Here is a 14,675-nt window from a genome sequence, read left to right as displayed (position 1 = left end):
TGAACGATGAACTTGCCTGAGCTGTGTTTTCACCTCCGGCATCGGCGCCGGATGTACCTGCCGGACGACAGGTACGGCACGGCGGTCGCCTTCGTGGAGGGCTACAACTCGGCGCTCGGCGGAGCACCGCTGGCGGGCTTCCAGGAGTACGTGGCAGGGAGGACCGGCCAGACCGGGTCGCCGGTGTGGTGGCCTTATCTGATCACTGAAGTGGTGGTGCCGGACATCTTGGGCGAGGGCGGCGGCATCGGTCAGCTGCCCGTAGAACTGGGAAACGCGCTCACCGACAGGCTGCTCGATCTGCTGGAGGCGTTCCTCGTGGACAGGGGCGAGCAACTGATATCCGATATATCGGATATCAGTGCGACGCGAGCGGTCGCTACGCCGGATCAACCCACCGGACGCGTACGCGGTTCGTGATCGGCTCCGGGTCGTCGGTCCGCACGAACTCGAGCCACGGACCCGGCTCGGGCCGGACCGAGGCGAAGCCGTCCCCGCTGCGCACCACCGGATGCCCGGTCGCCCGGGCCGACGCCAGCGGATCACGCGAGTCGACGACGACGGCCGCGATCACGCCGGGATATTCGGGGCGGGGTTCGAGGACGCAGAACTCGTTGCCCTGCGGATCGCGCAGCACCACCCACGGCACGTCGGTCTGACCGACGTCGGCGAGTTCGGCGCCGAGCTTCAGAGCGCGCGCCACGACGTCCGCCTGGTGTTCGGGCGACGACGAGGCCAGGTCGACGTGCACCCGGTTCTTCTCGATCTTCGGGGCGTCGCTCCACACGAACGTCAGCTCGATCTCGTCACCGGCGAACTCGGACCAGAACGCGGCCAGGGCCGGGGGATCCGCCGCCTCGAACGTGATTTCCACGCGTACGAGGGTACTGTCTCGCGCGTGGCGAAGCTGGTGCTCGGACCCCTCCTCAGGCATGTCGACGACACATCCGCGACGGTGTGGGTCGAGACCGATGCTTCCTGCGAAGTCGTGATCGCCGGGCACACGGCGCGCACGTTTCAGGCGGGAAGACAGCACTTCGCGCTCGTCAGGCTGGAGAACCTGGGGCCGCGCACGGAGTACGACGTCCGGCTCGACGACGAGCTGGTGTGGCCGGAATCCGGCAGCGGGTTCCCGAAACCGGTCATCCGCACCGGTGAGGTCCGCCGGATCGCCTTCGGGTCGTGCCGCGCCGCGCCGACCCAGCCGCTCGGTCCCGACGCCCTCGACGCGTTCGCGCAGCGGCTCATGGAGGTGCCGGAGGAGGAGTGGCCGCAGGCGCTCGTCCTGCTGGGAGACCAGGTCTACGCCGACGAACCCACCGAGGCCACCAAGCAGTGGCTGCGCGATCGCAGGCAGGGCACGGAGGAACCGGACGGCGAGGTCGTCCACTTCGGCGAGTACGCCCGCCTCTACCACGAGACCTGGGGCGACCCGGAGATCCGCTGGCTGCTGTCGGTCGTGCCGACCGCGATGATCTTCGACGACCACGACGTGCGCGACGACTGGAACACCTCCGCGACGTGGCGCGCGGAGATGGCCGAGAAGCCGTGGTGGCGCGACAGGATCCGCGGCGCACTCTCCTCGTACTGGGTCTACCAGCACCTGGGCAACCTCGGCCCGAACGAGCTCGCGCGGGATCCCTTGTACGCCAAGGTGAAGGCCCAGGACACGGACGTGCTGCCGTTGCTGGAGGAGTTCGCCGAGGAGGCGGACAAGGAGGTGGAGGGCCGCAAGTCGACGTGGTGGAGCTTCCGCCGCGAGTTCGGCCGCGTCCGGCTGCTCATGGTCGACACGCGCTCGGGCCGCATCCTCGACGAGGGCAAGCGGCAGATGGTCAGCGACGCCGAGTTCGAGTGGATCGAGCAGAACACCGACGGCGAGGACATCGACCACCTGCTGATCGGCTCGTCGCTGCCGTGGCTGATGCCGCACGCGCTCAGCCACTTCCAGTCCCTCAACGAGATCGGCGCGCGCAAACCGGGCTGGCAGGGCAAGGCCGCCGAGGGGATCCGGCAGGCGGTGGACCTGGAGCACTGGCCGGCGTTCCGCGAGTCGTTCGACCGGCTCACGCGGATGATCGAGAAGGCCGCGGGCAACGGCGCCGCGACGGTCTGCGTGCTGTCCGGCGACGTGCACCACAGCTACGTCGCCGAGGCCGAGTTCCCCAGGCCCACCAAGGCCTTCGTCGCGCAGCTCGTGTGCTCGCCCATCCACAACGAGGCGCCGAAGTTCCTGCGGCCGGGGTTCCGGTTCTCGTGGTCGCGCCCGGCCTCGTGGCTGTTCCGCCGCCTCGCGACGCTGGCAGGCGTGCCGGAGGACCTGGTGCACTGGCGCAAGACCAGCGGCCCGCACTTCGGGAACTCCGTGGCACTGCTGGACTTCGACGGCCGCCGCGCCCGCTACCGGCTGTTGTCGGCAACGGGCGAGGAGACCGCGTCCGTCCTACTTGGTCGCGAGTCGCAGTAGCGCCCACAGCTGCGCGATGGCGTCGTCGTCGCCGATCGTCGTGACCAGGCGGTCGGGCAACCGGCCCCACAGCCAGCGGTACATCGTCATCGGGCCCGCCGACACCTGCGCGTCGGCGGCGTGCGCGTCCTCCGGGTCGACCACGCGCCACGCCGACGAGCCGTGCGGACCGCAGCGCGTGAGCCACAGGTGGTCCTCGACCTGGATGGCCACGAGGCTCTCCCGCGACCCCCGCACCCCGAGCACGTCCAGCTTGTGCCCCAGCCACAACGTGAGCACCTCGTCGACGCCGTCGATCGCGACCTCGTCGGCGACGGCACCGGGTTCCACGCCGGAGGCGCCCTGGACGTCCATGCGGTGCACCGTCGTCTCGTGCGCGAGCCGTCGCCGCCAGAACCCGTAGTTCTGCCGGTCGGGCCACCACGTCGCGCACGGCTCGTCCTCGTCGTGCGCTTCGAGTTCCGCGATCACGGCCTCCGCGCCCGACCGCATGAAGTCGAGCGTGTCCTCGCCGGGCGCCGGGTGGTCCTGCCACTCCCCGGCGCGGGGCTCACGGCCGAGCCTGATCCACGCCAGCACACAGCGATAGCCGCCCCCGACGTGCCGCACGGTCTCCCCGAGGTTCAGCCCGGGACAGGCCGGCACGCCCTTGTGCGGTGGCTGGCCTATCGCGGACATGGCGAGCAGTTCCGCCTCACGACGCAGGATGTCGAGAGAGTTCACCGCTTCGCCTCGCTCATCACACGGTCGACGAGCAGCACGAACTGATGGGTCTGACGCACCAGGTCGTCGGCCGTGCGCGCGTCGACATGCCGGGTGATCCCCGCGAGCACGGCAGCCCGAGTGGACGACCACGACGCGAAGAAAGCGGCCCACTCACTCATCTCCGGTGCGAGCGCGCCGAGCAGCACCCACGCGCTGGTCGGCCTCGACCGCCCGCGATGGGGTCGTCCACGTAAGGCGAGCACCGCGGCGGCAGCGCGCAGTGCGGCGAGATAAGCGGTCGCGAACCGCTGCGGGGGCTCGGGCGTGCGCTCCGACTCGGCGAGCGAGTCGTGGGCCTGCCGCAGCAGGGCGAGCGCGGACGCGGGTGGCAACGGGATGGGGAAGGCTGCCGGATTCGAAAGATCGGCTGTCATCTCGGCCTCCTCGTGGCGTCGGTGGACGACGTCACCGCCGAGGGGAAGCCGGCGGCTCTCGGAGGTGGGGTGCTTCCCCCACCCCACCTCCGAGGCATAGTGCGACTCGAACACCTGTTCGAGTCCTCATCAGCGTAGCTCCCGGCCGATGGATTCCTCAACCCGCCCCACCACGTGGGCGCGAGTCGTGGTCTGATGGAGATGTGAGTGCGCTCGAACACCCCGGAATCCGCAAGGTCGCGGAAGCCCTGCCGCCCGCCACCGCCGGACGCATCGTCGTGCTGCCGGACGCCGTGCGGACCGCCGCGGCCGCCGCGGAAGCGGTGGGCGTCCAGGTCGGCGCGATCGCGAACAGCCTGCTGTTCGCCGCGGTGCGCGACGGCGTCGCGGCCCCGCTGCTGGTCCTCACCTCGGGCGCGCACCGCGCGGACACGTCGATGGTGGCCGAACTGGTGGGAGCGGAGGCGGTCAAGCGCGCCGACCCGGAGTTCGTCCGCGAGCACACGGGCCAGGTGATCGGCGGGGTGTCGCCGGTCGGGCACCCGGCACCGATCGAGACCATCGTGGACAGGGCGTTGTCCGGCTACGAGGAGATCTGGGCGGCCGCGGGCCATCCGCACGCCGTCTACCCCACGACCTTCACGGACCTGGTGGCGCTGACGGGCGGACGCGTGGCGGTGGTGACGGCATGACGGCCTCGCCGCGCCTGGAGCGCATCGTCGAGATGACCGCCGCGGAGCTGAACGTGCGGCTGGGCGAAGCCCTCGCGCTGTACGTGACGGCCATGAACTACCCGCCCGGCACCGTCGAGCAGCGCGCCCCGATGTGGCTCGCGCACATGATGCGCGAGGACTGGCGCTGCGTCGTCGCGCTGGGGGAGCAGGACGAACTCGTCGGCATCGGCTACGGCTACCGCGGCGCGGCCGGCCAGTGGTGGCACGAGCAGGTGCGGCGCGGACTGATGCAGGTCTCGCCGCCCACCGTCGTCGAGGACTGGCTCACCGACTACTTCGAGCTGACCGAACTGCACGTGCTGCCGCGCGCCCAGGGCCGCGGCCTCGGTGAGGACCTGTTGCGCCGCCTGCTGGAGGGCGTGCCGTCCTCCCGCGTGCTGCTGTCCACGCCCGAAGGCCCGAGCAAGGCGTGGAAGCTCTACCGCCGCGTCGGCTTCGTGGACGTGTTGAGGCACTACCAGTTCACCGGCGACCCGCGCCCGTTCGCGGTCCTCGGCCGCGTTCTTCCCGTCAGCTAGCCCGGAACTGTCCAAGCCCCCGAGTCGCACCGCGGCTCGGGGGCTTGTTGTTGCGATCACCCGGCCCGCGCCCTACGCTCACTGATATGCAATATATTGGATATGGGTCTCTGAAGGAGCGGGCGGCGGCCGAGATCCGGGCGGCGATCGTGCGCGGCGACCTGGAGCCGGGCACGCCCATCAAGGACGTCGAACTCGCGGAGAAGCTCGGCCTGTCCCGCACCCCGGTGCGCGAAGCGCTCGCCACGCTGACCGACGAGGGCCTGGTCGAGACCAAGCCGCACGCGTACACCCGTGTCACCGCGCTGGAAGCGGAGCCGGTGCGGGACGCCCTCGTCGTCGTCCAGTCCATGCACGCCCTCGCCGTCGGCATCGCGGTGCCGAAGATGCAGGCCGAGGACATCGCCGCCATGCGGGCCGCGAACAAGTCCTTCAAGAAGGCGCTCGACGCCAACGACGCCGTCGCCGCGCTGGCCGCCGACGACGAGTTCCACGCCGTGGCCGTCCACCGCTGCGACAACTTCGCGATCGCCGCGACCATCGACCGCTTCACCCCGCTGGTGCGCCGGGCCGAGCACAACCGGTTCTCCTCGCCGGACGCCCGCCACTCCGTCACCCAGCACCAGCAGATCATCGAGGCGTGCGAGAAGGGCGACCCCGCGCTGGCCGCCACCCTGGTCGACGAGAACTGGAGCACCCTGGAGGACGAACTGTGAACAGATTCCCGCTGCTCTTCGGTCCCTCGCCCGTCCACCGCCTGGACCGCCTCACCGCCCACCTCGGCGGCGCCGCGGTCTGGGCCAAGCGCGAGGACTGCAACTCCGGCCTCGCCTACGGCGGCAACAAGACCCGCAAGCTCGAGTACCTCGTCGCCGACGCGCTGGCCACCGGCTGCGACACCCTCGTGTCGATCGGCGGCATCCAGTCCAACCACACCCGCCAGGTCGCGGCCGCCGCGGCCAGGGCCGGCCTGAAAGCCGTGCTGGTGCAGGAGAGCTGGGTCGACTGGGCCGACGTCGGCAGCGACCGGGTGGGCAACATCCTGCTCAGCCGCATGATGGGAGCCGACGTCCGGCTGGTGAGCGCCGAGTTCGGCATCGGCGTCAAACCCGCCTGGGAACAGGCGATCGAAGAGGTCCGCGCGGGCGGCGGCAAGCCCTACCCGATCCCCGCCGGCGCCTCCGACCACCCGTTGGGCGGCATGGGCTTCGCGAACTGGGCGGACGAGGTCCGCCAGCAGGAAGCCCAGCTCGGCGTCTTCTTCGACACCGTCGTCGTCTGCTCGGTCACCGGCAGCACCCAGGCGGGCATGGTCGCCGGTTTCGCGAACGACACCGGCCGCCGCGTGCTGGGCATCGACGCCTCCGCCAAACCGGCCGAGACCCTCGCCCAGATCACCCGCATCGCGCACAACACCGCCAAGCTCCGCGAGGTCACGGTGTCCGAAGAGGACATCCTCCTCGACGACCGCTTCCACGCCGGCACCTACGGCATCGCCGACGAGTCCACCGTGGACGCCATGCGGCTGGGTGCGAGCCTCGAAGGCATGATCACCGACCCGGTCTACGAGGGAAAGTCCCTGGCAGGGCTCATCCACCTCGTGTCGTCGGGCGAGATCGGCCGCGACAGCACCGTCCTCTACGCCCACCTCGGCGGGCAGCCGGCCCTCAACGCCTACAGCTCGCTGTTCCCGGCATAGGTCTCACGCGCGCAGGCGCAGACCCTTCGGGGTGGCACGGAAACCTGCTTCCTGCAGAACCGTCGCCAGGTGTGAGGTCAGCGCGACCTCGCCGTCGGCTCGCTGGACCGCCAGCTGGCCCAGCCAGCCGTCGCGGACAGCCCGGCTCAGGGCGTTCGCGGCGGTGCGCAGGGTCGGCTCGTCGTCGGTGAACGACAGCAGCGACTTACCTCCTCTCTCCACGTAGAGCGCCGGGGTGCCGTCGACCAGCACCGCCAGCGCGCCGGCTTTGCGGGCCGGCCGGTGTTTGCCCTCTCCCAACGGATCCGGCCACGCCAGCGCGGCTCCGTAGGGCTGGGCGGGATCGGCGGCGGCCAGCACCACCGCGGCCTGGTCGGCCTGGGACGGCTGACCAGGAGGACGGGACAGGGCCCGCAGGCGGTCCACCGCGCCTCGCGCCGCGAACTGGGCCGCACCCAGCCCCTCGACGACATAACCGCGGATGACCTGGCCCGACTCCTCCATGGCCCGCAACACCTTGTAGACACCGCTGAACCCACCCGTCACGCGCTCGGTGTCCAGCGCGCCCCGCGTCAACACGCCGTGGCGTTCCAGGAAAGCCTCGGCACGAGCGTGCGCCCGGCGGGTCGGATCCTCCGCGGGGGTGACCGCCAGGGACCAGCGCCCGGCGGCGGTCGGCGGCCCCGTGCGCGAGGGCATGTCGGGACGAGCGGCGCGCAGCCGTGCGTAACGGCCTCGCGGGGCAGTGCGGCGAGGCTTGTGCGCCGCCCCGCCACCGGACACCAGCGCGCGCAACGGCGACAAAGTGTCGTTGGTGATCAGCCCCGCCCACACCAGATCCCACAGCGTGCCGACGACTTCCGCGTCCGTGCACGCCGTGGACAGCGAGGCCCGGTCGACCACCTGACGGAAGAACAACGCCCCGCCGGACAACGCCTCCAGCACCGCCGTGTGCAGCGGCGACTCCGGAACGGACTCCGGCACCAGGTCGGGCAGCAGCAGATCGGCCACGTCGGTCGGCGCGAGCGCGATCCAGCCGTCGCCACCGGCCAGCGCGCCACACCCCGTCCACGTCACCTCGCCGGACGCCGTCAGCTCGTCCAGCAGCGCCGGGTAGTAGCCGGGCAACCGGGACGGGAACAGCAGCGACTCCAGGGCACTCGCGGGAAGTGGCGCCCCGGCGAGCTGTTCCACCACCGAGAACACGTCGTCGACCGTCGGCGCCGCACGCAACCGGCGGCCCAGGCCGTGCCACTGCGGGAGAAAGCGGCCGAGCGCGGCGGGTTCGACCGGCTCCACCTCGGACCGCAGCAGGGCCAGCGACGCACGGCGCAGACGACGCAACACGTCCGCGTCGCAGTACTCGGTGTGCGTGCCGCCGGGCCGGAGCTCACCGCGCACCAGCCGGCCCGTGGCCGCCATGCGTTCCAGCACACCCGTCACCACGGCCACGCCCAGACCGAAGCGGGCAGCGGGTTCGGAGGCGGGGAACGGCCCGTGGGTGCGGGCGTAGCGGCTCAGCAGGTCGCCCAGCGGATCCGCCACCGGTTCGGTGAACGCCTCCGGCACGCCGACCGGGAGAGCGACCCCGAGCGCGTCACGGACCTTGCCCGCGTCCTCGATCGAGATGCTGCGTTCCTCGCCGGCGATCCGGACCCGGATCACCCGGCGCTCGGCCACCAGTTCGTCGAGCCACGCTCGGGACACGCCGCGTTCGAGCGCCTCCGCGTCGGAGAGATCTCCCAGGAACCGCAACAGGTCCGCGGTGTCCTCGGCGTGCCGCGGCCGGCGGTCCTCGGAGAGGCGCTGCAGGCTGCGCTCGACCTCGGCCACGACCTCCGGGTCGAGCAGCTCGCGGATCGCCTCCGAGCCGAGCAGCTCCGCGAGCAGCGTCGAGTCGAGCGACAACGCCGCCGCCCGCCGTTCCGCGAGAGGAGCGTCCAGCTCGTAGAGGAACATGCCGACGTAACCGAAGAGCAGGCTGCGGGCGAACGGCGACGGCGACTGCGTCTCCACCTCGACCACGCGCACCTTGCGCGAGCGGACGTCCGACATCAGCTCCTTCAGGCCCGGCACGTCGTAGACGTCCTGCAGGCACTCGCGCATGGCCTCCAGGACCACGGGGAAGCTCTCGTACTTCGCGGCGACCGACAGCAGCTGCGCCGACCGTTGCCGCTGCTGCCACAACGGGGTGCGGCGGCGTGGATCGCGGCGGGGCAGCAGCAGTGACCGGGCGGCGCACTCGCGGAACCGGGCCGCGAACAACGCCGAGCCGCCGACCTCCGCGACCACGATCTGCTCGACCTCGTCGGGATCGAGCAGCACGTCCTCCGCGCCCGCCGTCACCTCCACGCCCTCGTAGTCCAGGGCGTCCGGCAGCCGCAGCACGATGCCGTCGTCGGAGTGCGCGGCCTGCACCTCGACCCCGCGCTTCTCCCGCAGGCGCGCCGCGATCGCGAGCGCCCACGGCGCGTTGACCTGGGCGCCGAACGGGGAGTGCACGACGAGCCGCCAGTCGCCCAGCTCGTCGCGGAACCGTTCCACCAGAACGATCCTGTCGTTCGGGACGTGCCGCGTGGCCTCCCGCTGCTCGCCCAGGTACGCGAGCAGGTTGTCCGTCGCCCACGCGTCCAGACCGGCGGAGCCAGCTCGTTCCCGCGCCGCCGAATCCTCCATCGTGGACACTTCGCGCAGGAACTTGCCCATCGCACGGCCGAGTTCCAGCGGGCGGCCCGGAGCGTCGCCCTTCCAGAACGGCATGCGCGCGGGCTGACCCGGCGCGGGCACCACGATCACCCGGTCGTGCGTGATGTCCTGGACCCGCCACGACGACGTGCCCAGCAGGAACGTGTCGCCGACCCGCGACTCGTAGACCATCTCCTCGTCGAGCTCACCGACGCGCGAGCCGGCGCCGTTCTCCGAGGCCGGGGTCATGACCGTGTACATCCCCCGGTCGGGGATCGTGCCGCCGGACGTGACCGCCAGCCGTTGCGAGCCAGGCCGGCCGCGCAGCTCGGAGTTCACCCGGTCCCAGGTGATCCGGGGCCGCAGCTCGCCGAACTCCTCGGACGGATACCGGCCCGACAGCATGTCGAGCACGGCGTTGAGCGCCGAGTCCGGCAGCCCTGCGAACGGCGCCGCCCGCCGCACCAGCGCCGTCAGCTCCTCGAGCGCCCACGACTCCATCGCCACCATCGCGACGACGTGCTGCGCCAGCACGTCGAGCGGGTTGCGGGGGAACCTCACGGCCTCGATCGCGCCGTCCCGCATCCGTTCCGCCACCACCGCGCACGACACCAGGTCGCCGCGGAACTTCGGGAACATCACGCCCCGCGACACCGCGCCGACCTGGTGCCCGGCCCGGCCGACGCGCTGCAGCCCGGACGCGACCGACGGCGGCGCCTCCACCTGCACCACCAGGTCGACCGCGCCCATGTCGATGCCGAGCTCCAGTGACGACGTCGCCACCACGCACGGCAGCCGCCCGGTCTTCAGGTCCTCTTCCACTGACGTGCGCTGCTCCCGCGACATCGAGCCGTGGTGCGCGCGGGCGACGGACGCGGTCTTCTGCACCGTCATGCCCGACTGGCCGATGGCCTCGGCGGGGAACGACTCCAGCTCGGTCGCTTCTTCGGCGAGCTCGTTGAGGCGCGCGGTCAGCCGTTCCGCGAGCCGCCGCGAGTTCGCGAAGACGATCGTCGACCGGTGCGCCCGCACCAGCTCCAGGATCCGTGCCTCGACCGACGGCCAGATGGACGTGCGTTGCTCGGCTCCGGCGGCCGACCCCGACACCTCACCCGTCGGCTGGCCGAGCAGCGCCATGTCCTCGACCGGCACCTCCACCTCGACCTGGATGACCTTCGGGGTCTTCGGCTGCACCACCGACACCGGCCGGCCACCGGCGAGGAACGTGCTGATCTCCTCGACCGGCCGCACCGTCGCCGACAGCCCGATCCGCTGCGCCGGCCGGTCGAGCAGCGCGTCCAGCCGTTCCAGCGACAACGCCAGGTGCGCGCCGCGTTTGGTGCCCGCCACCGCGTGCACCTCGTCGACGATCACCGTCTCCACACCGCGCAACGACTCGCGCGCCGACGACGTGAGCAGCAGGAACAACGACTCCGGCGTCGTCACCAGCACGTCAGGCGGAGTGCGCCCGAACGCCCGCCGTTCCTCCGGGGACGTATCGCCCGTCCTCATGCCCACGGTGATCGACGGTTCCGTCACCCCCAGCCGCTGAGCGGCCTGCCGGATGCCGGTCAGCGGAGCGCGCAGGTTTCGTTCGACGTCCACCGCCAGCGCCTTCAACGGCGACACGTAGAGCACGCGGCAGCGCCGTTTCGGTTCCGAGGGGGTGGTCGAGGAAGCCAGCCGGTCCAGCGCCCACAGGAACGCGGCCAGCGTCTTGCCCGAGCCCGTCGGGGCGATGACCAGCGCGTGTTCGCCCGCCGCCGCGGCCGCCCACGCACCCGTCTGCGCCTGGGTGGGCGCGGCGAAGGCCCCGGCGAACCACTGCCTGGTCGCCGCCGAGAATGCCTCCATCACGTCCATGGAGACCATCATGACGCCGGGGTCCGACAATTTCTGATCGCGCAGGTCCGAGCACCCGGCGAAGCCCTCTGTGGCACGATCACCGCAGTACGTCTGCGAGGGGAGCACGGTGCGCGTCCTGTCCGTCGACCTGGGCACCGCCAACACGGTTGCGGTGCTGTCCGACCACGGCGTGGTGGATGTGGACGGTGGGCCGACGATGCCCTCGTCCGTCTACCTCGACGAGGACGGCTCCCTGCGCGTCGGCAGAGAAGCGGAGCGGCGTTCGCGCCAGGACCCGTCGCGCTACGAGGCGAACCCCAAGCGCCACATCGACAAGGCCACGCTCAAGCTCGGCGAGCAGAACCTGCCGGTCAACGACGCGCTCGCGGCCATCTACGCCCGCGTGCTGGAGGCCGTCACGGCGCTGCTCAAGGGCGAGCACCTCGACGAGATCCGCCTGACGCACCCGGCGGAGTGGGGCCCGAGCAGGCGCAACAAGCTGCTGTCCTCGGCCAGGCTCGCGGGCATGACCGGCGAGCTCGTGCCGGTTCCCGAGGCCATCGCGGTCGCCTCGTTCAGCGGTGGCCGCCCGCTCGCCGTCTACGACTTCGGCGCCGACACGTTCGACGTCTCCGTGCTCGACGCCCAGCACCGCATCCTCGCCGACGGCAGCCTCAGCGACGTCGGTGGTCTCGACGTCGACCAGGCGCTGCTGGAGCACATCGGCCGCACGGTCTCCCACAAGGACCCGGCTGGCTGGCAACGGCTGATGCGCCCGGTCACGGTGGACGACCACCGCGCCCGCCTCGGCCTGCGCGAGGAACTGCGCCTCGCGAAGGAGGACCTCTCCGAGCTGCCTCAGGTCGAGGTGCTGATGCCGGAGCCGTTCGAGAAGGTCGTCATCACCCGCGCCGAACTCGAGGCGCTGGTCCGGTCGAGCCTGATCCGCACCACCGAGCTGCTCATCTCCACGGTGCACCGGGCCGGTGTCACGCCCGAGCACGTCTACCTCGTCGGCGGGTCCTGCCGGATGCCGCTGGTCGCGCAGATCATCGCGGAGAAGGTCGGCATCGTCCCGACCAACCCGGACCACCCGGAGACGATCGTCGCGACCGGCGCGCAGGTCGTGGACCGGGCGACGATCACGCTCAAGCCCGAGGACGACAAGCCCAAGTACGTCGAGCCGCCCACGGTCGTGACCGCGCCGGTCAGCCCCGCCGTGAGCGGGCCGCACCCGGTGAACCCGAACGTCAGCGGCCCGAACCCGGTGGTCAGCGGCTCCTACCCGAGTGGCTCGTATCCAAGCGGTTCGTACCCGAGCGGGTCGTACCCGAGCGGCGCGTACTCGGCGAGCGGCACCTACCCGGTGAACCCGAACGTCAGCGGCAGCTACCCGGCGAACTTCCCGCAGCAGCAAGCCCCGAAGAAGAAGGACAACAAGAAGGTCCTCATCGGTGCCGGCGCGGCGGTCCTCGTGGTGGCGGGCGTGATCGGCGCGGCCTTCGCGCTGTCCGGCCCGAGCCTGCCCAGCGCCGACGAGTGCAAGGACGACACCGCGCAGGACGGCCAGGGCTTCACGAAGTGCCTGCGCCAGCTCGCGGGCACCGTGCCGGACGGCGGCGGCTGCGAGAAGGCCGACTCCGCGCAGATCACCGGCATGGAGGAGATCAAGGGCACGGTCGTGAGCTGCACGATCCGCGACGGCTACGCGGTCCAGTACATCCTCACCGACAGCGTCACCGGCGCCGAGAACAACGCGGCCACCATCGCGAAGTCGTTCCAGACCGACCGCGTCGAGGCCGACTGGACCGGCAACGGCCTGGAGGGCGACTACCGCGCGGCCACGTCGAGCGGCACCGGCGTGCTGGTGTTCACCGCCAAGGGCCGTCCCATGTTCGGCATCCTCACCAAGACCGCCGAGGAGAACGCGGACGAGCTCAAGGCCGACGAAATGGCCGATTTCTTCGAGAAGTCCGTGCAACCGGGGGAGTAAGCGCCCCTGATGGACCTGTCGGCGAGCGGTCCGGCCGTGTCACGATCGTGATCATGGTGACCGTCGCGCCGCAGGTCGAACGCGTGCAGCGCAAGGTCGTCCGCGTGCTGACCGGCACCCAGGTCCTGGGGTCGGCGGCGGTGACGATCGGCCTCGCGTTCAGCACGTTGATCGCCGCGTCGTTGTCCGGGTCCGAGGCCGTCGGCGGGCTCGCGCAGACCGCGGCCGTCGCCGGTGCCGCGGTGCTCGCCCTGCCCGGTGCCCGGCTCGCGCAACGCAGCGGGCGGCGTCCCGCGCTCATCCTCGGCTACGGCATGGGCGGGCTCGGCGCGTTGATCGCCGCCGTCGCCGTGGGTTTCGGCCTGTGGCAGGTGCTGCTGGTGGGTCTCCTCCTGTTCGGAGGGGCGTCCAGCGCGAACTACGCGGCTCGTTATGCCGCAACGGATCTGGCGCATCCGCAACGCCGTGCGCGCGAACTCTCCCGTGTCGTGTGGGCGGCCATGATCGGCGCGATCATCGGCCCGAACCTCGCCGACCCCGCCGGACGAGCGGCCGCCTCCCTGGGCCTGCCCGCCGGCGTGGGGCCGTTCCTGCTGGCGGCCGTCGTGCTCGGCGCCGCGGTGCTGGTGATCCAGTTCGGGCTGCGACCGGACCCGCTGGTCGTCGTGAAGAGCACACGACCGGTTGAATCTCCGGACTGCTGCGCCGGTGGTGCCAGTGGCGAGAGCCCTCGCGGCCTCAAGGTCTGGGCGACGCTCGGCCCGATGGCACGACTTGCACTCGTCGGTGTGACGTTGTGCCACACCGCGATGGTCGGGCTGATGTCGATGACTCCGGTGCACATGAACCACGCCGGGTCGTCGTTGCGCGTGGTCGGCATCGTGATCAGCCTGCACGTCGCCGCGATGTACGCCGCGAGCCCGTTGTTCGGGTGGATGGCGGACCGGCTGGGCCGCGTGCCGGTGCTCGCGATCGGCGCGTCGCTGGTGGTGGCGGCGTCCGGGGTCGCGGGAATGGCGCCCTCGCACGACGCTCCGCAGCTCGCCGCGGGACTGGCGCTGCTCGGGTTCGGCTGGTCGGCGGGGATGGTGGCGGGATCCGCGTTGCTGACCGAGTCCGTGCGGGTCGAGGACAGGCCCGCCGCGCAGGGACTGTCCGATCTGGTGATGAACGTCGGCGCCGCCGTCGGGGGAGCGGTGTCCGGCGTCGTCGTGACGGCGTGGTCGTACGCGGCGCTCGGGCTGATCGTCGGGTTCACCGCGCTGCCGCTGCTCGTCGTGTGCCTCTTCGCATCGCTGCGCAGGCCCGTTCGTTAGGGTCTCCCGGTGCGCATCACCATGTTCCGCAAACTCATGGCGGGGGAGTTCGGCCAGGTCAGGGCCGAGATGATCGCCCGCGACCACGTGCTGTCATCGCTCGGGGGCCGCACCGCGGACGAGGCGCTGGAGGCCGGAACCGAGGCCAAGGAAGTCTGGATCGCGGTCTGCGAAGCGTTCGATGTTCCGGAAAATCGCCGCTGAACAGGGCGTCGGGAGTGTCGCGTGTGCTCGAACACGTGTTCGGCTACAGTGGCCCCGACCCCCGGCTTCGCAGAA

The 14,675-nt window shown here is 71.3% G+C and carries 13 protein-coding genes; 9 read left to right on the top strand and 4 right to left on the bottom strand.

Going from position 1 to position 14,675, the window contains the following annotated elements; all coding sequences use genetic code 11:
- The first annotated feature begins 6 nt into the window (after nucleotides 1-6).
- Nucleotides 7-420, top strand: a complete 414-nt coding sequence (locus tag ACH413_RS28960; protein WP_360043166.1) for a hypothetical protein — start codon at nucleotides 7-9, stop codon at nucleotides 418-420.
- On the opposite strand, the gene ACH413_RS28955 is transcribed toward ACH413_RS28960, so the two are convergent.
- The gene (locus ACH413_RS28955; protein ID WP_360043169.1) at nucleotides 380-874 is read right to left on the bottom strand and encodes a VOC family protein; all 495 of its coding nucleotides are present in this window, start codon (nucleotides 872-874) and stop codon (nucleotides 380-382) included. The two genes, ACH413_RS28960 and ACH413_RS28955, sit on opposite strands and share 41 nt — an antisense overlap.
- Before the next feature lie 24 nt (nucleotides 875-898).
- Between ACH413_RS28955 and ACH413_RS28950 the strand changes: the two genes are divergently transcribed.
- Nucleotides 899-2,467, top strand: a complete 1,569-nt coding sequence (locus ACH413_RS28950; protein ID WP_360043172.1) for an alkaline phosphatase D family protein — start codon at nucleotides 899-901, stop codon at nucleotides 2,465-2,467.
- On the opposite strand, the gene ACH413_RS28945 is transcribed toward ACH413_RS28950, so the two are convergent.
- Both ACH413_RS28945 and ACH413_RS28940 read right to left on the bottom strand, forming a co-directional pair.
- On the bottom strand, nucleotides 2,444-3,190 hold the full coding sequence (locus ACH413_RS28945; protein WP_360043175.1) for a maleylpyruvate isomerase N-terminal domain-containing protein: 747 nt from the start codon (nucleotides 3,188-3,190) through the stop codon (nucleotides 2,444-2,446). The two genes, ACH413_RS28950 and ACH413_RS28945, sit on opposite strands and share 24 nt — an antisense overlap.
- Nucleotides 3,187-3,606, bottom strand: coding sequence for an SAV_6107 family HEPN domain-containing protein (locus ACH413_RS28940; protein WP_330270009.1), 420 nt, complete (start codon nucleotides 3,604-3,606; stop codon nucleotides 3,187-3,189). Before ACH413_RS28940 ends, ACH413_RS28945 begins: the two co-directional genes overlap by 4 nt.
- Before the next feature lie 203 nt (nucleotides 3,607-3,809).
- On the opposite strand from ACH413_RS28940, the gene ACH413_RS28935 reads away from it, so the two are divergent.
- The 4 genes from ACH413_RS28935 (at nucleotide 3,810) to ACH413_RS28920 (ending at nucleotide 6,557) form a co-directional block, all read left to right on the top strand.
- Nucleotides 3,810-4,298, top strand: coding sequence for a YbaK/EbsC family protein (locus ACH413_RS28935; protein ID WP_360043178.1), 489 nt, complete (start codon nucleotides 3,810-3,812; stop codon nucleotides 4,296-4,298).
- Nucleotides 4,295-4,858 (top strand): GNAT family N-acetyltransferase, encoded by a 564-nt coding sequence (locus tag ACH413_RS28930; protein WP_360043181.1) that lies wholly within the window; start codon nucleotides 4,295-4,297, stop codon nucleotides 4,856-4,858. The genes ACH413_RS28935 and ACH413_RS28930 overlap by 4 nt, the downstream gene beginning before the upstream one ends.
- An 86-nt stretch (nucleotides 4,859-4,944) precedes the next feature.
- The gene (locus ACH413_RS28925) at nucleotides 4,945-5,574 is read left to right on the top strand and encodes a GntR family transcriptional regulator (protein ID WP_360043184.1); all 630 of its coding nucleotides are present in this window, start codon (nucleotides 4,945-4,947) and stop codon (nucleotides 5,572-5,574) included.
- Nucleotides 5,571-6,557, top strand: coding sequence for a 1-aminocyclopropane-1-carboxylate deaminase (locus ACH413_RS28920; protein ID WP_360043187.1), 987 nt, complete (start codon nucleotides 5,571-5,573; stop codon nucleotides 6,555-6,557). Before ACH413_RS28925 ends, ACH413_RS28920 begins: the two co-directional genes overlap by 4 nt.
- Before the next feature lie 3 nt (nucleotides 6,558-6,560).
- On the opposite strand, the gene ACH413_RS28915 is transcribed toward ACH413_RS28920, so the two are convergent.
- A complete protein-coding gene (locus tag ACH413_RS28915) occupies nucleotides 6,561-11,105 on the bottom strand; it encodes an ATP-dependent helicase (protein ID WP_396425378.1) in 4,545 nt (1,514 codons plus the stop codon).
- Between the two features lie 109 nt (nucleotides 11,106-11,214).
- On the opposite strand from ACH413_RS28915, the gene ACH413_RS28910 reads away from it, so the two are divergent.
- The 3 genes from ACH413_RS28910 to ACH413_RS28900 are packed head-to-tail and all read left to right on the top strand — an operon-like array spanning nucleotide 11,215 to nucleotide 14,600.
- A complete protein-coding gene (locus tag ACH413_RS28910) occupies nucleotides 11,215-13,080 on the top strand; it encodes an Hsp70 family protein (RefSeq protein ID WP_360043190.1) in 1,866 nt (621 codons plus the stop codon).
- A 53-nt stretch (nucleotides 13,081-13,133) separates the two neighbouring features.
- A complete protein-coding gene (locus tag ACH413_RS28905) occupies nucleotides 13,134-14,396 on the top strand; it encodes an MFS transporter (RefSeq protein ID WP_360043193.1) in 1,263 nt (420 codons plus the stop codon).
- A gap of 9 nt (nucleotides 14,397-14,405) precedes the next feature.
- Nucleotides 14,406-14,600, top strand: a complete 195-nt coding sequence (locus ACH413_RS28900; RefSeq protein WP_360043196.1) for a DUF3046 domain-containing protein — start codon at nucleotides 14,406-14,408, stop codon at nucleotides 14,598-14,600.
- Nucleotides 14,601-14,675: the final 75 nt, after the last annotated feature.

It is taken from the genome of Lentzea sp. NPDC020367 (genome assembly GCF_044387305.1).
GTDB lineage: Bacteria > Actinomycetota > Actinomycetes > Mycobacteriales > Pseudonocardiaceae > Lentzea.
This window is presented reverse-complemented; position numbering and strand designations above follow the sequence as displayed.